Origin of the sequence: Acinetobacter sp. YH01010 (genome assembly GCF_013420775.1) — a bacterium.
In the GTDB taxonomy this organism is placed as follows: domain Bacteria; phylum Pseudomonadota; class Gammaproteobacteria; order Pseudomonadales; family Moraxellaceae; genus Acinetobacter; species Acinetobacter amyesii.
On the sequence record NZ_VOYF01000005.1, the window covers coordinates 118700 to 137458 of the forward strand.

10 protein-coding genes and 2 pseudogenes are annotated in these 18759 nt (G+C 41.1%); 4 read left to right on the plus strand and 8 right to left on the minus strand.

Annotation, left to right across the window (positions count from 1 at the left end):
• Positions 1-3 precede the first annotated feature (3 nt).
• From FTT77_RS06380 to pilG, 6 genes and pseudogenes are all read right to left on the minus strand, one after another.
• Positions 4-3888: pseudogene (locus tag FTT77_RS06380) on the minus strand (Hpt domain-containing protein); the annotation flags it as partial.
• A gap of 98 nt (positions 3889-3986) precedes the next feature.
• Positions 3987-4518 (minus strand): annotated as a pseudogene (locus FTT77_RS17585) (Hpt domain-containing protein); the annotation flags it as partial.
• A 162-nt stretch (positions 4519-4680) separates the two neighbouring features.
• A complete protein-coding gene (locus FTT77_RS06385; RefSeq protein ID WP_180109089.1) occupies positions 4681-6756 on the minus strand; it encodes a methyl-accepting chemotaxis protein in 2076 nt (691 codons plus the stop codon).
• 44 nt (positions 6757-6800) lie between these two features.
• A complete protein-coding gene (locus FTT77_RS06390; RefSeq protein WP_078191058.1) occupies positions 6801-7337 on the minus strand; it encodes a chemotaxis protein CheW in 537 nt (178 codons plus the stop codon).
• Between the two features lie 6 nt (positions 7338-7343).
• A complete protein-coding gene (locus FTT77_RS06395; RefSeq protein ID WP_078191059.1) occupies positions 7344-7712 on the minus strand; it encodes a response regulator in 369 nt (122 codons plus the stop codon).
• Positions 7713-7741: 29 nt separating this feature from the next.
• Positions 7742-8125: a twitching motility response regulator PilG gene (pilG, locus tag FTT77_RS06400; RefSeq protein ID WP_078191060.1), complete on the minus strand. Its 384-nt coding sequence runs from the start codon at positions 8123-8125 to the stop codon at positions 7742-7744.
• A 343-nt stretch (positions 8126-8468) separates the two neighbouring features.
• Here pilG and FTT77_RS06405 point away from each other — a divergent pair, with 343 nt between their 5' ends.
• The 4 genes from FTT77_RS06405 to FTT77_RS06420 all read left to right on the plus strand — a co-directional run bounded on the left by FTT77_RS06405 (position 8469) and on the right by FTT77_RS06420 (position 15152).
• Positions 8469-9062 carry a hypothetical protein gene (locus tag FTT77_RS06405; RefSeq protein WP_373683064.1) on the plus strand — a complete coding sequence of 198 codons (594 nt, stop codon included), beginning with the start codon at positions 8469-8471 and terminating at the stop codon, positions 9060-9062.
• A 46-nt stretch (positions 9063-9108) separates the two neighbouring features.
• Positions 9109-10212, plus strand: coding sequence for an efflux RND transporter periplasmic adaptor subunit (locus tag FTT77_RS06410; RefSeq protein ID WP_180048959.1), 1104 nt, complete (start codon positions 9109-9111; stop codon positions 10210-10212).
• Between the two features lie 23 nt (positions 10213-10235).
• A complete protein-coding gene (locus FTT77_RS06415; RefSeq protein ID WP_180007526.1) occupies positions 10236-13340 on the plus strand; it encodes an efflux RND transporter permease subunit in 3105 nt (1034 codons plus the stop codon).
• Positions 13341-13436: 96 nt separating this feature from the next.
• Complete coding sequence (locus FTT77_RS06420) at positions 13437-15152, plus strand: proline--tRNA ligase (RefSeq protein ID WP_180007525.1); 1716 nt, start codon at positions 13437-13439, stop codon at positions 15150-15152.
• Between the two features lie 64 nt (positions 15153-15216).
• Here FTT77_RS06420 and FTT77_RS06425 read toward each other — a convergent pair whose 3' ends face one another.
• The gene (locus FTT77_RS06425; protein ID WP_180007524.1) at positions 15217-16524 is read right to left on the minus strand and encodes a hypothetical protein; all 1308 of its coding nucleotides are present in this window, start codon (positions 16522-16524) and stop codon (positions 15217-15219) included.
• Between the two features lie 50 nt (positions 16525-16574).
• On the minus strand, positions 16575-18755 hold the full coding sequence (locus FTT77_RS06430) for a DUF6160 family protein (RefSeq protein ID WP_180048962.1): 2181 nt from the start codon (positions 18753-18755) through the stop codon (positions 16575-16577).
• Positions 18756-18759: the final 4 nt, after the last annotated feature.

An 18759-nucleotide genomic window follows, 5' to 3' on the forward strand; every position in this document is an offset into this window, starting at 1 on the left:
AAATTACCCCTGCTTTTCTGCAATTAAAGCTTCAATATTGGCAAGCAATTCAGCTTCTTGGAATGGTTTACCCATATAGTGAGTCACACCTAAGCTAAATGCACGCTCACGATGTTTTTCACCAGTACGCGATGTAATCATAATGATTGGCAAGTCACGGTGAATGTCGTGGTGACGGACTAAGTTTGTCACTTCGAAACCATCCATACGTGGCATTTCAATATCGAGTAGCATCAAGTCTGGACGGACATTTTCAAGCTGCTCAATTGCATCTACACCATCTTTCGCGGTCACGATGTCATAACCTTGACGTTCAAGTAAGCGTGAAGTCACCTTACGTACTGTCACCGAGTCATCGACAATCATCACTAAACGACGTGCATTGGATTGACGGCCCAAATCACGCTGTTCAGCTGAATGTTTAACACGCTGCGTAGTTTGAATTTGACGTGCAATATTTTGCCCATCCAAAATCAAACATACATGACCATCACCTAGAATCGTGGCACCTGCAATCGCGGCCACACTGGTAAATTGTTGACCAATTGGTTTCACCACGATTTGAGAACGTGAACCCACCAGCTGATCTACCAATAAAGCAATGGTTTGACCACTGTTGCCTTTTATTAGCAATACAGGCAATGAATGGCCGACATTATTTAAACGTGGAATTGGCTGATTACCCACAAACTCTGATAGATAACGTAGTTTGTAATTGGTGTTGTCAATTTTAAACACGTCATCCTTACTATTGAAGTAAGTTTCGAGTGCCGTAGGTGCAATACGGACAATACGTTCAATTTGCGCTAATGAAATCGCATATTGCTGATCGCCCGCTTTCACCATCAAGGCATCGCTGACCGCTACTGTGGTTGGTACACGAATGGTAAAGGTCGTCCCTTTACCTAACTCAGACTCAACGGAAACATGACCACCCAAGGCTTTAATTTCACTTTGCACCACATCCAGACCAACACCACGACCCGAAATTTGCGTTACCGATTGTGCCGTTGAGAAACCTGGATGGAAGATCAATTGCAAGATTTCTTGTTTATCGAGGAACTGATCCGCTTTGATTAAACCAAGTTTTAAGGCTTTGTCTTTAATTTTGGTTTCATCAATCCCTTTACCATCATCACTGAAAGACACCAGTACATCAGTACCCTGACGACTAATGTTCAAGACGATGCTACCTACTTCTGGCTTTTTTAAAGCCAAACGGTCAGCAGTATCTTCTAAACCATGGTCGACCGCATTACGCAGCATATGTTCAAATGGTGTCACCAAACGCTCTAAGATCGTACGGTCCAATTCACCTTCTGTATTTTGAACAATCAATTCTGCAGGACGGTTCAAGGTCGAAGAGGTTTGACGCACAATACGTTGTAAACGTGGTAACAAACGATCAAATGGCACCAAACGGGTACGCATCAGACTTTCTTGAATTTCTGACTGAATACGTGATTGTTGTAATAACAGACCTTCCGCATCACGGATTTTTTCTGCCAAAGTACTCTTGAAGTCAACCAAATCCGACGCAGATTCGGCTAGAGATTTTGACAATTGGTTAATCGATGAATATTGGTCCATCTCCAATGGGTCGAAATCCGCATAGCGTGAATTTTCAGAACCATGTTTGGCAATAATTTGTGACTCAAGCTCACCATCCATTCGACGTAACTGGTCAGCAAGTCGCTTAATTGCTAACTCCATTTCATTCAAGGTATTGCCTAGCTGACCTAAGTCCATTTCAATACGTGAACGGTTAATCGAGTTTTCGCCTGATAAGTCAATCATCTTCTCGACGAGATCAGCCGAGATACGAATCATCTCATTGCTGTTATCAGAAGAATTGGCTTCAGTCCACTCACCCAACATCGATGGCGGTTCAACACCATCACCTTGAATAAATTCAAAGCCTTTGCTGACGATACCTTGTTCCAATTCTGCAACACGGTTTGGCAGTTGAACCGTAACATCCACATATTGAATGGACTCTAAGCTCAATTTGATGCTGTCAAAATTACTATAGTCGTGGTTGAAGATCGCTTCTTTTAACCATGCCAACGTCGTTTTGAGTAAGCCGTCATATGCATTTGAGTTGAAATGATGAACCGCGAAATGCTCAAACGTCGTCTCAAGTTGATACGCAATTGCGGCAACAGGTTCATTTTCAACCATACGCGCACCACCCTTAATACTGTGGGCAGCACGTTGTAATTGAAGCAATACGTTACGGTCACTACGTTGTTCAGTCCATTGATTTAATAATTGAACGGCTTGTTCAAGAATTTCCTCAGACTCTTCAAGGAAGGTTTCTTCCATGACAGAACGTAGATCATCATCTGGATGCTCAACATGATCAGCAACCGCATGTTCAAGATGTTCAACAGCGGACTCAGTGTGAGCAGTCGTTTGAGCTTCAACCACTGCTTCTGCTGTGTCTTCAACAACATTCATCGGCTCTGACACCGATACATCTGGTTCTACTGCTGCTTGTTCAGTTTCAGCTAAAATAGGAGCCGAAGCCAATGCAACAGGTTCTGAATGTTCTCCTGCCACAATTGACTGAATATTCCTTAGAATATCGATCACATTATTCGCTGGGTAGTCGATCCCTTGGTCACGAATGGTTTGAATACGATCTGAAATATCATCCTGCACCAAGCGAATAATTTGAATTAACGCAGGAGTAATCGAAATTTGCTGACGAATAATGCGCTCATAAATTGACTCCAATTCATGCGAAATTAAACCCACATGAGACGCGGCAATCATATTTGCACCACCTTTTAGGGTATGCAAATAACGCATTAAATTATTCAAAGCTGAAGTATTGGTCTTATCACGTGTCCAAGTACTGAGGTCTTGGTCAATCCCCACCAATAATTCTTCTGCCTCTTCAATAAAGATCCCTAAAAGATCTTCATCAAAGTCATTATTCGCATCCGCCGCTTGCATCTGTTGATGATCAAGTTGGATACGCTGACTTAATTGTGCAAAGTCTACTGCTGTTGTATTTGGAACAGCGGCTTTATCTTCTGCAGTGGCAACAGGTTCGGCAACGATATTGGCTTCTTGTGTAGTCGTTGCTGCAACTGCTTCAATGTCTTGTTGAACAAATGCAGCTAGCTCATTTAAGAAACGCTGAACCTCTTCACTTAACACCACACGCTGACCCGCAGCTAAGGTGTCAAATAAGTGAATGAATTCTTGATGCGCTTGTGCAAATAACTCATATCCATAATCAGCATGGAGCAATTCAGGCTTTTCAATTAAAGACTGATACGCTGCACGCATTTGAGTCGTGAAATCATGGATACCAACAGACGCACGATTATCCGTATGTTCAATCAACTCTAAAGCTTGTTGACTGAGCTGTTGAATATAGTCTGGGAATTCAGCTAGAGCACGTTTATCAAACTCAAATTCAGCATCTAATAACTGATCAATATTTAATTCGATTAGTTTAGAAACCAAACCTTGCGGATTATCTTCAGGCGCCAATTGATCTTGGCTTGCAAAACCATAATCATCCCAAGCGGCTTTGAAGGTTTCATAAATAGACGCAAGATTTGCCTTATCCCCTGAACGGAGCACGTGTAAATAATCACGAACAAATTCAGCATATTGAATCAATAAAGCAGTTTCTTTCGAGCTCGATACGATTTCGTCTTGCAATAAGGTTTTGAATAAATTTTCAACTTTTGAACTGGCTTCAAAAATCTCTTCGATTTGTGCCATCGACGAACTACCACGTAAGGTGTGTAGCGCGCGAATCAAGCCATTATAGTCTTGTGATTTACTATCATCAGATTGGAGGAACTGATCAATCGTTTGTAGATGTTCTTCAGCTTCTTCAATAAAAATGCTCACAGTCTCTTCGACCAGTGATGCATCTGCATCCACTTGCTCAAGATTTGTTTCTGATTCGGCCACTGCATCGATCGTGCTTTCAACTACTTCCACATGTTCTGTAGTTTCAACTTCAGTCAGCTCTAAACCAGTGACACCATCTTCAGATTTTAATTGATCTGCCAGTTTTAATAATTCTTCGAGTGCAGGCTCAAGGCTGATATTTTGTTGTAATTGTTGCCCCATTAAAACCAATGGACGTAAGTCAACATCTAATTCGGCAACATTTTTAAACCGTGGATAGAGCTTATATTGATAAACATTTAAAACTGTTTGTGCAAACTTTTGAACGGTCGGCGTTAACTGTACTGAACCCGCAATAACACGGTTCAGCGTATCTTCAACTGCCCATGCAGATTCACCCGCCGATTTTGCCCCGACCATACGACCTGAACCTTTCAGGGTATGGAAATGACGACGAATCGTCGTTAAAGTGTCTTTATCTTGTGGATTTTCCAACCAAGTTGTAAATAAACCCGCCAGCTCTTCAAAGATCTCTTCTATTTCTTCAACAAAAATCTCTAAAATTTCTGCATCTTGATCAAGATAACTATCTTCAGGAAGCGTAGTTGTTTCAACTAAATTTTTTAATATTTCTTTCATAGCTAAGGCTTCTTATGTTTTGCCACCAAGAAGGTTGCTCAAACTTAATTGTAACCATCACCTAAGACTTAACTGTGACGTTAAGTTCACCTTATCGATGTGTTATCTGTAATCGGTGCAGTACCCTAACCGTAGCTAAGGTACTGCAGGTTTGCGCCTGACTTACTCTGGGAGTTTAAAGTCAGATACAGATTCACGTAATGATTCAGCCATGTTCGCCAATTCAGATACCGAACGTGCAGTATCAAATGTTGCACTGGTGGTTTGCGAGGTAATTTCTTGTACAACGTTCATCGTTGTCGCAATATGACCTGCTGAAGCAGACTGAAGTTTTGCAGCATCCGAAATGTTTGCAATCAGTTTCGCCAAGTTACCCGATACAGACTGAATTTCATCCAGTGCTACGCCGGCATCCTTAGACAAGTTCGCACCACGTACAACTTCCGAAGTCGTTTGTTCCATTGAAATTACGGCTTCGTTAGTATCCGTTTGAATGGTTTTTACCAAGCCTTCAATCTGTTTGGTTGCAGACGCTGAACGTTCCGCAAGACGCTGTACCTCATCCGCTACCACGGCGAAACCACGACCTGCTTCACCCGCCATCGACGCCTGAATTGCTGCGTTTAATGCCAAGATGTTCGTTTGGTCGGCAATATCGTTAATCAGTGCGACAATGTTACCAATCTCTTGAGAAGACTCACCCAAACGTTTAATACGTTTTGAAGTTTCTTGAATCTGCTCACGAATCGTGTCCATACCTTCAATTGAACGGTTTACAACATCTGCACCGTTTGCAGCAATTTGTACTGAACGTTCTGCTACGACAGCTGATTCTTCAGCGTTCGAAGATACTTGGTCAATCGACATTGCCATTTCGTTAATCGCGGCAGATGCACCAGCAATCTCTTGCGCCTGATGCTCAGATGCTTCTGCAAGCTGGTTGGTAATACCCTGCGTATTCGCCGTATATTGTGCAACTTCTTGAGAAGTTTCTGTAATACGCGATACAAGGTCACGTAATTGGTCGATTGCGAAGTTAATCGAGTCGGCAATCGCACCGGTAAAGTCTTCAGATACCGTCGCATACGAACGCAAGTCACCGTCTGCAAGATCGGCAATTTCATCGAGTAAACGTAAAATCGCGTTCTGGTTACGGTCATATTCTTCTTGAAGACGGGTTACACGGAATTTATCCGATTGACCACGTAAAGAAAGAAGTTTGAATACACAGATCAAGAAGGCTGTTAATGCAAGAATCAACAGTACCGCAGGTAAAATGGTTTTCAGACCAGTGTTAGAAGACAATTGATTTAAATTACCCAACAAATTGTCTGACTCAGCAAAAATTTGTGAAGATGCTTTACGTACGTTCACAATTTGCGTTGAGTTTTTCAAAATCGTCGCTGAAGCTGATTTTAATACGTCGTCATATTCGGCTTTAATACCTTCAAGTGATTCACGTAATTCAGGGCTTTCAATACGCTGTACACCGAGCTCTGCACTACCGTCCAATTGAGCATTTAAGTACAAACCGAAGGTTTCCGTATCGGCACTGAAGTCATCCGCAGACTCACGTGAGCTATCAGAACCTGAAAGCACCGAACTGATCGAACGTAAAATACGTTCCGCAATCAATACTTGGTTTTTCGCAATAACCACCTGGTTCGAAGGCATGTCTTGACGCGCCATTTGGTCGACCATCAGGTTATATTCCGCCTGAATCCCCGGAATGGTTTCACCAATCGCGATGTTCGTGTCATATAACTTGTTAATGATTTTTTGTTGCGAGGTAATCAAGTCAATACTTTTTGAAACTTCAGTCCACTGCGTATCTACAGATTTCAACGCATCGGTATTTGCATGAATATCTTTTACTGTTTCTAAGTTTTCTTTGAACGAATCTTGAGAGGCAATTAATTTTTTCATTGCATCTTCAGTACCTGAAGCAGTTGCCTCAGTTGCTTGACGCGAAATTGTTTGCGAAAGAAGACGGAGTTCACCCAAACTTTGCGTTAATTGGTTACCGCGAGGAACGCTATAGAATAGGTATAATAAAATGATCGTTGCCAGTACTAATGAGCTAATCGCACCATAAATAAATGGTTTGGATTTTTCACTATCACCAAAAACTCGAGATAATTGATCTGTCTGTGATTGCAGTTTTGCCAGAAAAGCATTACCGCCTTTACGACCACTGGTGCTTTCACCCGTATTTTTCTTTTTAAGTTTAAAGCCCATTCAGCTTCTCCCCGATTACGCCTTCTTTCGTTCGTGCGCGACAATTAATTTATAAATTTTATAGATGCGTTCATGTATTTTGGATTTTGCAGTAAACGACTGAAGAGAAATACATTCCACTGCTGGTTATGCTGGTGGAAATACCCCTGACAATATTCCTGTAAATTTCGATCCAACTCATTATGTTTAGAAAAATAACTTTTCTTATTAAAGTGTTGAATACCCAAAACTTGATCGACTACCAAACCGACATAATGGTCATTATGACTAATACATAAAACTTTTTGAGTGGGTGAAAAACTACTTCGATGACCGGTTATATATTGTGCTAGGTCAGACAAAGAAAGTAAGCGTCCCCGAATATTGGCTAGTCCCATCACCCAAGGTTGGGTGTTGGGAACTGGCGTATATTTTGGTGGGTAGATCACTTCAGCTACTTCACCTAAAGGAGCAACGTAATATTGCCCCATCATCTCAAAAGCAATGCCTGACCATCGGTTTACTTCATTTTCAGTGGAAACGTAGTTTTTGTTTCCTCGTTTTGCGATTCGAAGTAATTCGATAAATCCATTTGCTGCCATAGAGCTTTATCCTGCATTGAGGTGTTGCTTAATCACATCAATTAATTGTTTTTCGTCTACAGGTTTAGTTAGATAATCAGAAGCACCCTGGCGTTTACCCCAAACACGGTCAGTTGCCTGATCTTTGGTACTTACAATGACAATCGGGATATGCTTGGTGGTCGCACCACGTGCAATTTGACGTGTTGCTTGGAAACCATTCACACCCGGCATTACCACATCCATTAAGACCAAGTCTGGTAACTCAGCTTGAGCCATTGTCACCCCATCTGCCCCATTTGAAGCTTCAATCACTTCAAATCCGTGTTTACCTAAAATTTCTTTAAAACGGAAAGTTTCTGTTGGTGAATCATCAACGATTAGGATACGTGCCATGCTTTTTCCCCAAAAAATAAAAAATCTAATTAAGCTGTAACGTGATTACGGATTGCATTCAGCAATTCATCTTTACTGAATGGCTTAGTCAAGTATTCATCAGAACCTACAACACGACCCTTCGCCTGATCAAATAAACCATCTTTACTTGAAAGCATAATCACAGGAATATTTTGATAATTTTGAGAGTTTTTAATCAGGGCACAAGTTTGATAGCCATCAAGACGTGGCATCATTATATCGACAAATACGATATCTGGATTCGCATCTGCAATTTTTGAAAGTGCTTCAAAACCATCTACAGCAGTGACTACTTCACATCCTTCACGCTGAAGCAGCGTTTCGGCCGTACGACGAATGGTTTTTGAATCATCAATTACCATGACTTTTAGATTTTGGAATTTATCGTCCATTTATTGACCCTACCCATTGAGGATGTACAAACAATTAAGTTAGCAGCATTATTATTTACAAGTTGTGAACATTTTTAACATATCTTTACTTGCGTTTTCAATGAACATTTTCTGCGCAAACACACAAGATTTCTTGTTTTTATTAACTGCTTCACACTTTCCGATGACCAACGATTTTTTTTTAACTTGGAATAGTATTTAATTGTCTTAATTAAGCATATTATAGCAAGATTATTACTTTAAAATAAGTAATTTAGTCAACTTTAAACTGGGGAGTACAAGGTTGAGTCCGTTTACAAAAAAAATTCACTTGATTGGCCTTAAACATTTCTCAAAAAAAGTCATTCTGACGACTTGTTTACTGGCTTATACCCCGCTTTTATTTGCTGCACCAACCAATACGCAGCAACCACAAAAGGCGACTTGGTATCGTTACTATGACAGTAAAGGCATAGCAAACATCAGTACCAATGTGACACCAAATCACATCCGCTATGGTTATGAAGCACTTGATCAAAATATGCAAGTGATTAAACGTAACCGCCCCTACAATGCTGAAGCGGACGTTAGACAAGCTCCTCAGCGTGCTGCCCAAGCACGTCAGCAAGCATCAGATATCAAACTTAAAAAAGCCTATACCAATAGCCGAACTGCGGCCATTAAAAAGCGTGATGCACTGACGGGTATACGTAAACAGATCGTGTTTGAACAAGAACAATTAAAACAATTACAAAATGATCGTGTATTATTTGTTCGCCAAGAACGTGAACATTTTCGAAAAGGTGAAACCGTTCCGGCAAAATTAAAAACAATGTTGGATAATAATCAAAAAAATATGGTAGCGAAAAAAGAATACATTCAATCGTTACAAACTCGCTATCGAAATACAGAAGCTGAATACGACAGAATTATTACGCGTTTAAAAGCGATGGAATAAACTTGTTATTCAATTGCTTTTGTAGACCGCTGATATAAGGACCATTATGCAATCTGCACAGCAATCATCCCCTTTTTTAAAGCTTAGCCTGCTTTGCATAAGCCTGACTTTGGCTGCATGTCAAAAAGAAGATCCGCAGCAAAGTGTAAAACCAGAAAATAAGATTGAATTGATTCAACAAGATCTGGTGACGATCGAACAAGGCAACGCCATTTCAAAAACAGCCTTTACAGGCACCATTCGGGCAGTCAATCAGAGCAGTATTCAAGCCCAAGTCACTGCGACTGCAACCAATGTTAATGCAGAGGTCGGACAACGTGTCAGCAAAGGCCAAGTGTTGGTGCATTTAAATAATCAAGACAACGCAGCACGTCTTGCTCAATCACAAGCGAACCTCGCATCCACACAAGCTCAAGCCAATCAAGCCAAACTGATGATGGAGCGCAAACAGCGTTTGCTAAATCAAGGCTTTATTTCCAAAGTAGAGTTTGAACAAAGTCGTGTCGATTACCAAGCTCAACTGGAAAATGTTCGCGCCCAACAAGCCAATGTCGATATTGCACGTAAAGCCAATCAAGACGGCACCATTTATAGCCCTATCCAAGGCGTGATTACCAAACGTGATGTTGAACCGGGACAAACGGTTGCTGCGGGACAAACCCTTTTTGAAATCGTCAATCCAGACCAATTGGAAATTCAAGCCAAATTACCAAGTGATCAGCAAGCTGTACTGAAAATTGGACAAAAAATTGAATATAACATCCAAGGCAATAGCAATTTACTCACTGCACAAATCAGTCGGATTTCACCGATTGCTGATCAAGCAAGTCGCCAAATTGATTTTTTTGCAGCCCCAAATGAAACCATTACATCATTAAGTATTGGTGCTTTTGTCGAAGGTCACATTTTAGGTACAGATAATATTTCAGGCCAAAAAATTCCACTCGATTCCATTCAAAGTCTAAAAGACCAACCTTATGTCTGGGTCATACGTCAAAATAAAATTGCCAAAGTGCCTGTACAAATTTTGAATCAGAGTTATAGCAATAACACCGCGATTGTTCAGGGCTTACAAAATAGTGATCTGATCAGCCGAATTAAATTTAATGATTCAGATATCAAACAAGATGTAAGTATCAGCCAAAATTAAAAGAATAAGGCAGGACAGTTGTTATGTGGTTAACCCGAATTAGTGTGAAATATCCTGTTTTCACCATCATGATGATGTTCTGTCTGATGGTGCTAGGACTCGCTTCTTGGCAGCGTATGGGCGTTGAAGAGTTTCCTGATGTCGACTTCCCTTTTGTTGTGGTCTACACCAACTATCCGGGTGCTTCTCCTGAGTCTGTCGAATCTGAGATCACCAAGAAACTTGAAGATCAAATCAATACCATTTCAGGCCTTAAGCAAGTCATTTCACAGTCCAGTGAAGGTTTATCCACGGTCATTGTCGAATTTAATCTAGACGTCTCATCCTCTGTAGCTGCACAGGATATTCGAGATAAAATTGCACCGGTAACCGCACAATTTCGTGATGAAATTGATGACCCCATTGTAGAACGCTACGACCCTACTGCCAGTGCGATTATGTCGATTGTTTTTGAATCAAAGGACATGTCTTTACGTGATTTGAGTTCCTATCTCAATCAACGGATTGTGCCACAGCTCAGAACAGTTCCCGGTGTAGGTACGGTCAATTTATTGGGCGATGCGCAGCGACAAATTCGAATACAAGTAAATCCGCAAAAATTACAAAGTTTCGGGATTGGGATCGATCAAGTTATAAACACCCTAAAATCTGAAAATATTGAAGTTCCGGGAGGAACCTTAAAACAAAAGAACTCAGAATTGGTGGTCGAAATTAAATCTCGGGTTATTCACCCAAATTCTTTTGGAGATTTAGTGGTTGCCAATAAAAATGGCGCGCCGATTTATCTCAAACAAATTGCCGAGATAGAAGATAGCCAAGCCGAAATGGAGTCGAGTGCCTATCTGAATGGTAAAACAGCCGTTGCTGTCGACATTCTGCGAAGTTCGGACTCTAATGTGATTGAGGTGGTTGATAATACCCGTAAAACTTTAAGTAAAATTCAACAGCAATTACCACAAGGCACGACGGCAGAAATTGTGGTTGATTCATCTAAAGGTATTCGTGGCAGCATTAAAGATGTGGCACGTACCATTATTGAAGGTGCTGTACTTGCAGTCTTCATTGTTTTGCTATTTCTCGGTTCATTTCGTTCGACAGCTATTACAGGTTTAACCCTACCGATTTCGCTACTGGGCACCCTCACCTTTGTTTGGATTTTTGGTTTTACCATCAACATGATGACCCTACTGGCTCTCTCGCTGAGTATCGGTCTACTCATTGATGATGCCATTGTGGTTCGTGAAAATATTGTCCGCCATGCCGATATGGGCAAAGACCATGTCACCGCCGCACTCGACGGCACGAAAGAAATTGGTTTAGCTGTATTGGCCACGACCTTGACCATTGTCGCGGTATTTTTACCTGTGGCATTTATGGGCGGTATTATTGGGCGTTTCTTCTATCAATTCGGTGTAACCGTTAGTACCGCTGTACTGATTTCGATGTTTGTGAGTTTCACCCTTGACCCGATGTTGTCTGCTCACTGGGCAGAACGCCACGATCCAAATAAAAAGCCCGGCAAAATCAAACGCTTTTTTAACTGGATTTCGGGCAAGCTCGATAACTTAAGCCATCATTATGAAAAATTACTCAAGCTTGCTTTAAAGTTCCGTCTCATCACCCTTTTAATCGCCGTCGCATCATTATTTGGTGCATTGGGTTTATCCAAACTGATCGGAACCGAATTTGTACCGGTACCAGACAAAGGTGAAATTCGGATCAAATTTGAAACACCCGTTGATGCAACCCTTGAATATTCACAGGCGAAGCTTAAGCAAGTCGATCGTATCATTCGCCAGCATCCAGAAGTCAAAGCCACTTATGGTGCCATTAATAGTGCCACTGATCGCGGTAAAAACCATGCCAGCATTCGTGTCACCGTTTCACCACGTACAGAGCGTAGTCAAACCTTAACGGATCTCAACAATGAATTCCGTACCCGTTTAAAACATGTGGCAGGAATTACTATTACCTCGATTGCCTCAGCTGATGAAACAGTTTCGGGCGGTCAAAAGCCGGTCATGATCTCGATTAAAGGCCCAGACTTAGATGAGTTACAACGCATTTCAGATCGATTCTTGGTTGAAGTTGCCAAAGTCGAAGGTATTGTCGACTTAGAAAGCTCGCTTAAAGAACCTAAACCGACGCTAGGTGTACATATCAATCGCGTTTTAGCCAGTGATTTAGGTTTATCCGTCAATCAGATCGCCAATGTGTTACGCCCTCTTCTTGCGGGGGATAATGTAACAACGTGGAAGGATGATAAAGGCGAAACCTATGATGTAAATTTACGTCTCACTGAAGATCAGCGTCGACTACCAACAGACATTCAAAGCATGTACATCACATCGCAAAAAACCGATGCCACAGGCTTACCTATCTTGGTTCCATTGGCAAGTGTGGCTAGCTTTGAAGAAACATTGGGTGCTTCACAAATTAACCGTCGTGATCTGGCACGTGAAGTGATGGTTGAAGCCAACACGGCAGGTCGTCCCGCGGGTGATATTGGAGCCGAAATCAATGAGATTGAGAAAAATTTCGACTTGCCACCGGGTTATAGTTTTGTCACGCAAGGTGCCAATAAAGATATGGCTGAATCAGCGGGTTATGCAATGACAGCGATTACGCTCTCTATTGTGTTTATTTATATTGTTTTGGGTTCACAATTTAATAGCTTCATTCACCCTGCAGCCATTATGGCGTCATTGCCCTTATCATTGATTGGGGTGTTCTTAGCCCTATTCTTATTTAATTCAACCATGAACCTCTTTTCCATTATCGGGATTATTATGCTCATGGGCTTGGTGACAAAGAACGCAATTCTACTCATCGACTTTATTAAAAAAGCCATGGATCATGGGGTAAATCGTTATGAAGCGATTATTGAAGCAGGTAAAACCCGTTTACGCCCCATTTTAATGACCACCAGCGCAATGGTGATGGGTATGGTTCCGCTTGCACTTGGTCTGGGTGAAGGCGGTGAACAAAGCGCGCCAATGGCACATGCCGTGATTGGTGGTGTGATTACCTCTACCTTACTGACACTCGTGGTTGTTCCAGTGATTTTTACCTATTTGGATGATTTCCGAAACTTCCTTGCACGTCAGGCCAAAAAAATCATGTCATAATGACAAAATCTAAAATGAGGTGACTTTGGAAAATGTTCACCTCATTTTTTATTGTATACTCTCCACTTTAACGCTTAATTTTTTAGGACAGTTTCCATGCGCGCGAGTCGCTTTTTATTTGCAACGTTAAGAGAAACCCCAAACGATGCTGAAGTTATTTCACATCAGCTTATGCTTCGTGCCGGGATGATTCGTAAATTGGCTTCAGGTTTATACACTTGGCTGCCGATGGGCGTTCGCGTATTAAATAAAGTTGAAGCGATTATCCGCGAAGAGATGGATCGTGCTGGTTCACTTCAAGTCCTGATGCCTGTCACTCAACCTGCATCTTTATGGGAAGAATCAGGTCGTTTCGTACAATATGGTCCAGAACTTTTACGTTTTAAAGACCGTCATAACAATGACTTTGTACTTGGCCCTACACATGAAGAAGTGATTACAGATCTTGCTCGCAATGAGTTGAAAAGCTATAAGCAATTGCCTGCAAACTTCTACCAAGTACAAACCAAATTCCGTGACGAAATCCGCCCTCGTTTCGGTGTGATGCGTTCACGTGAATTCATCATGAAAGATGCCTATTCTTTCCATGTTGACCAAGCCTCTTTACAAGAAACCTATAACAACATGTATGCAGCTTACTGCAAGATTTTCACGCGTTTAGGTTTAAATTTCCGTCCAGTTCAAGCGGATACAGGTTCAATTGGTGGTTCGGGTTCTCATGAATTCCACGTACTTGCTTCTAGCGGTGAAGATGACATCGCATTCTCTACAGAGTCAGATTATGCTGCTAACGTAGAAATGGCTGAAGCCGTACTAGTTGGTGAACGTGCTGCTCCGACTAAAGCACTTGAAATTATTGATACACCAAATCAAAAAACCATAGCTGATGTTTCTGAATTCCTTAAATCAAAACCTGCTCAATCTGTAAAAGCATTGTTGGTTCAAGGTGTTGCTGAAGAAGGTAAAGCTGCGCCAGTGGTTGCCTTATTCCTACGTGGCGACCATGAACTGAATGAAATTAAAGCTGAAAAACACCCATTAATTGCTGCTCCATTGGCCTTTGCAACTGAAGCACAATTGGCTGACTTAGGTTTAACGGCTGGTTTCTGTGGCCCTCAAGGCTTAACCGAAAAAGGCATTACAGTTATTGTTGACCGTGCAGCGTCTGTACTTTCAGACTTTGTTGCTGGTGCAAACCAAGTCGATAAACATGCTGTAGGTGTAAACTGGGAACGTGATGCACAATACACCGAAGTTTATGACCTTCGTAATGTTGTTGAAGGTGACCCTTCTCCAGACGGTCAAGGTACAATCTTGATTAAACGTGGTATCGAAGTTGGTCATATCTTCCAGTTGGGTCAAAAATACTCTGAAGCACTTGGCTGTAAAGTCTTAGGTGAAGACGGCAAACCTCTCGTTGTGACTATGGGTTGCTATGGTATTGGTGTAACCCGTGTTGTTGCTTCTGCAATTGAACAAAACTTCGATGACAAAGGGATTATTTGGCCGTCTGCAATTGCTCCTTTCGAAGTTGCTATTGTGCCAATGAATGCGCATAAATCACCGCGCACGTTAGAAGCAGCTGAAGCACTGTATGCAGAATTAACTGCTGCTGGTTATGATGTTCTTCTAGATGATCGTAATGAACGTCCAGGTGTTAAATTCTCTGATATCGAGTTAACAGGTATTCCACACCGTATTGTCATTGGCGAGAAAGGTTTGGATGCTGGTACATTTGAGTACAAAGGTCGCCGTGATGAAGAATCAAGCAACCTCAGTAAAGAAGACCTTTTAGCGAAAATTGCAAAATAATTTGCGCTAAATATAAAAAAATCCCGCTAAGTGCGGGATTTTTTTATATTAAATACTTTAAGCCTTAACAGAATTTCAGCCCGCCGAAGCAGTTAGAACGAAACTCCTGTCCAGAAAGTTTTAAATTGTTTAATGGGAAATCAATTAATGACGGGTTTTTAATCTCTTTAACATCCAAAGCCGAACCTGCAACACAACCAAAAAGTAAATCTCCACAGTTACGAACATTGGTACTTAGGTCATGGTTAATTCCGGCGATCGTTTGTTTCAATACTTCATCCGTAATCGCCACTTTGTCTGAAGGTGTAATACTCCCCAAATCGACCTCATCTTCCATCGCCAACCACCAACCTCTTTCTGCTGCAACTGCAGCTCCAGGCCATAGTATTTTTTGAGCTTGTAAGGATAACGAAGCAGGGTTATTTAGATAAAGTGCATGGATCAAACCTAAACTTTGATTTACCGTAATATCGGTTTGTAGTCCAGTAAGATAGCCTGTTACGTCTTTATTCAAATTAATATTTAACCCAAGTAGAGAGATCTGAGCTTCTAATGGACCACTAAAATCTAGACGATCAACTGTACCTGTGCCTTTTAATACCGCAATATTATCCTTAATTCTATTCCCGCTCACGACAGTGGCTGGAATTGTAAAAGGTGCTGTGGTTGATTTTAAATTAAAAGAATAATTATCTGATTTGTAGTGAAGCGGTAGATCAACTTCAGCACCAAATAATGTCCCCTTAACTGCCCCTTCAATGTATTGCTGCGTAGAAGCATAGTCCATCACACGCTCGGCAGTTGTTGCAACACCCGCAGACGCTTTGGTTTTCATATACCCACTAAAGGTGTTGATACCATTGGGTGTATTACTATTTTCTGTACCTAATGTCATTAACCCAGAAATTTTTTCAGCGCTCAGACGAAAGCCCATCACTTCACGAGTTGCAGCTGATTTGGGATCTTTAATTGCAATTTCGATAAAAGGATTGGTCAACAAAGCAGAAGTTGCCGCACGTTCATCAGACGTATAATTGCTATTTACAGGCAATCCACTCAATGAAATATGATCGATATCAATATCACAAGCACCTGAGCCATTTGCACCACCACAACCCAATTGCAGCTTTTTAATATTGGCATTGAGCTCCATTTCAGCTTCTAAACCAAGCTTATAAAAGCCGACATTGGATTGGTCTACGGCTTGTCCACTCTCATCCACAGAATTATACCCCTGCGTATATTCCATGGAGAGTAATGCTTGACCATCAACTTTTGATAAGCTTTCATCATCTAAAGCCATCATTGCATGAGATAAGCTACTCATCGCAAATGTCGAGAAGATCAAACCTCTGATTAACTTCTTTTTCATAACAAATTCCCTGTTCGTTATTTTATTTATTTGTTATTGATTTAATATTATTAGCGTGGAGTAATCCCCATGGTGCTTCGCATTGTTCCACCGGTTAGGGCTATATCCGCCATCTTTTGCATATTGCCATTTGTTAACATCGATACTTCTGCACGAAACGCTTTAGACATATTATTGGTTGGATTAAATTTCACCTGATTATCAAACTCTACCGAATCTTGCTTCATTTTAATCCGAGCATCAAATCCGAGTTCACCCTGCATTTTATTAATATTGATACTTGAAGCTGAAACGACACCGCTAGCATTTACATCTTCATTCATCAAACTTAAATAGCTTCCCATAACTTTTTGATCTTTCTTTTCAGCATCTGTTAAGGCTTTAAATTCAAAGCTTCCACGGAAAGACAAATAATTATTTTCTGCACTGTCATTTAGACCCGGTACTATAAATAGCTCCCCCTTACCATCGAGCTTAAACGCAATATTCGTCAACACATCATCACGTTTAGAGAAATTATCTAAAGGTACTGTAGTCCCACATTTGACAGAAGCTGTAGTCGCACAGTTATAGGTTGAACCCGGAAGTTGACCAATCGCTAACTCGGCATTGGCTGCAATCAATAAATTATCTGCACGTACATAGATACCGTCATTTTCATAGCCAATCACACCATCAGATTGAATCAGCGCATTGATGTTTCGCAAGCCTGCATAATAATTGACTTCTTGGCCATTTAAGCCTTTTTTACCATCGATCAAGATAATAGAGGTCGTACTTGGTGTTCCTGTTTTTTTATCAACACCATAACCATCCGTGCTCATCACGAGGTTATAGCCAATACCTGATTTTTCAGTCGTATTTTTATAACTATATTTTTTCTCTGATAATGCAACATTGGCATTCATATTGTAAATTGGAATACCAATCCCCCAACTATTGTCATTACTTGCAATTGCAGCAATTGAGTTATCAGAAATAAATCGTGCTGTACGTGCGATGGACTGAAAATCCATACCACGAATCGCTACTAAGGCAAAATTTCCACCTGCCGTTTGATTTGACAGGTTTTGGGTCAAAACATTATTGGTTAAACCTAATGTCGCTTTTAATTTATCATTCACTAGAAAATCAAGGCTTTTCGCTTGAATGGTATTGATATAAATATCGCCAAAATCAATATAGGCATTTTTATCAGCAACTAAAGACGTTAAATTAGAAAATTCAATGGCATAACTACCAATACCCGTATGGCCAATTTCTAAGGTTGTCGGTGCTTGACCTGCAACAAGGCTAGGATCATCCTTTGAAGTGAAATCCGCGCGCACACCTAAATGTAAACCACCTAAACCAACGGACTCATATCCAGAAGCCTTCGTTGCTAGACCAAAATCTTTAATTCCGTCTTGATTGGCATTTAAGGCAACTCGTGCATTGGTGACAGCACCCGATGCTCCCATACGAATTAAATTCCGCTGCGCACCACCATCAGTACCATAGCGTAGATCAATATTCACTCCAGGGTTTGTTGCATCACTACGTGAACTATGAACATCTGATGTATCTTTTACTCGTCCAAGGTTAATCGTATGGTCTTTGCTTCCCGTTGATTTTGTGGTGAGGACAATACCTTCATCTGCTGCGACATACATATAACCTGAACCCGCAAAGTTAAAGTTAAAATCCTTTAAGGTTACGCTATGTCCATTCATCCCATGACTAATACTGGCATTTTGCAATTGAAATTCCATATACGCCGTATCATTGCGGTTAAATAGACCATTGCTGGTTTCAAGTAATACTTTTAAAGGTGAAGATGTTGCAATCGTAAGTGAACCTAAATTTTGCGTAGGCGTTTGGCACGTTGCACCTTGACACAGCAGCATAATATTTTGTGCAACAGCCGTAAATGGACTGACACTTGCAGCTATACGCATGCCTACACCAGCATCCGTCGTCCCCACATCAAAATCTAATTTTGATGTAATGGTGCTTTGCCCAACACCATCTATTTGTACATTGTGCAAACCCATTTTCATCTTATTTTGGTCAGTTGGGTCAACCCAATTTAACTGATCAACTTTGACTCTAGAAACTTCATAGGTAATCGAAATACCATCTTGGCCAGTAACTGCACCCAAGCTTTCATCGGTCATCGCTTCAAAAGCATATGCATGTTGAGCAAGTAAAATACTGGTTGCGAGTGCCGTTAAAGTTGTTATTTTTTTCATCACT

Coding starts and splice junctions, on each gene's coding strand:
- FTT77_RS06415 (WP_180007526.1), top strand. CDS start 10,236: ATGTGGTTAACCCGAATTAGTGTGAAATATCCTGTTTTCACCATCATG.
- pilG (WP_078191060.1), bottom strand. CDS start 8,125: ATGGACGATAAATTCCAAAATCTAAAAGTCATGGTAATTGATGATTCA.
- FTT77_RS06420 (WP_180007525.1), top strand. CDS start 13,437: ATGCGCGCGAGTCGCTTTTTATTTGCAACGTTAAGAGAAACCCCAAAC.
- FTT77_RS06410 (WP_180048959.1), top strand. CDS start 9,109: ATGCAATCTGCACAGCAATCATCCCCTTTTTTAAAGCTTAGCCTGCTT.
- FTT77_RS06390 (WP_078191058.1), bottom strand. CDS start 7,337: ATGGCAGCAAATGGATTTATCGAATTACTTCGAATCGCAAAACGAGGA.
- FTT77_RS06385 (WP_180109089.1), bottom strand. CDS start 6,756: ATGGGCTTTAAACTTAAAAAGAAAAATACGGGTGAAAGCACCAGTGGT.
- FTT77_RS06395 (WP_078191059.1), bottom strand. CDS start 7,712: ATGGCACGTATCCTAATCGTTGATGATTCACCAACAGAAACTTTCCGT.
- FTT77_RS06430 (WP_180048962.1), bottom strand. CDS start 18,755: ATGAAAAAAATAACAACTTTAACGGCACTCGCAACCAGTATTTTACTT.
- FTT77_RS06425 (WP_180007524.1), bottom strand. CDS start 16,524: ATGAAAAAGAAGTTAATCAGAGGTTTGATCTTCTCGACATTTGCGATG.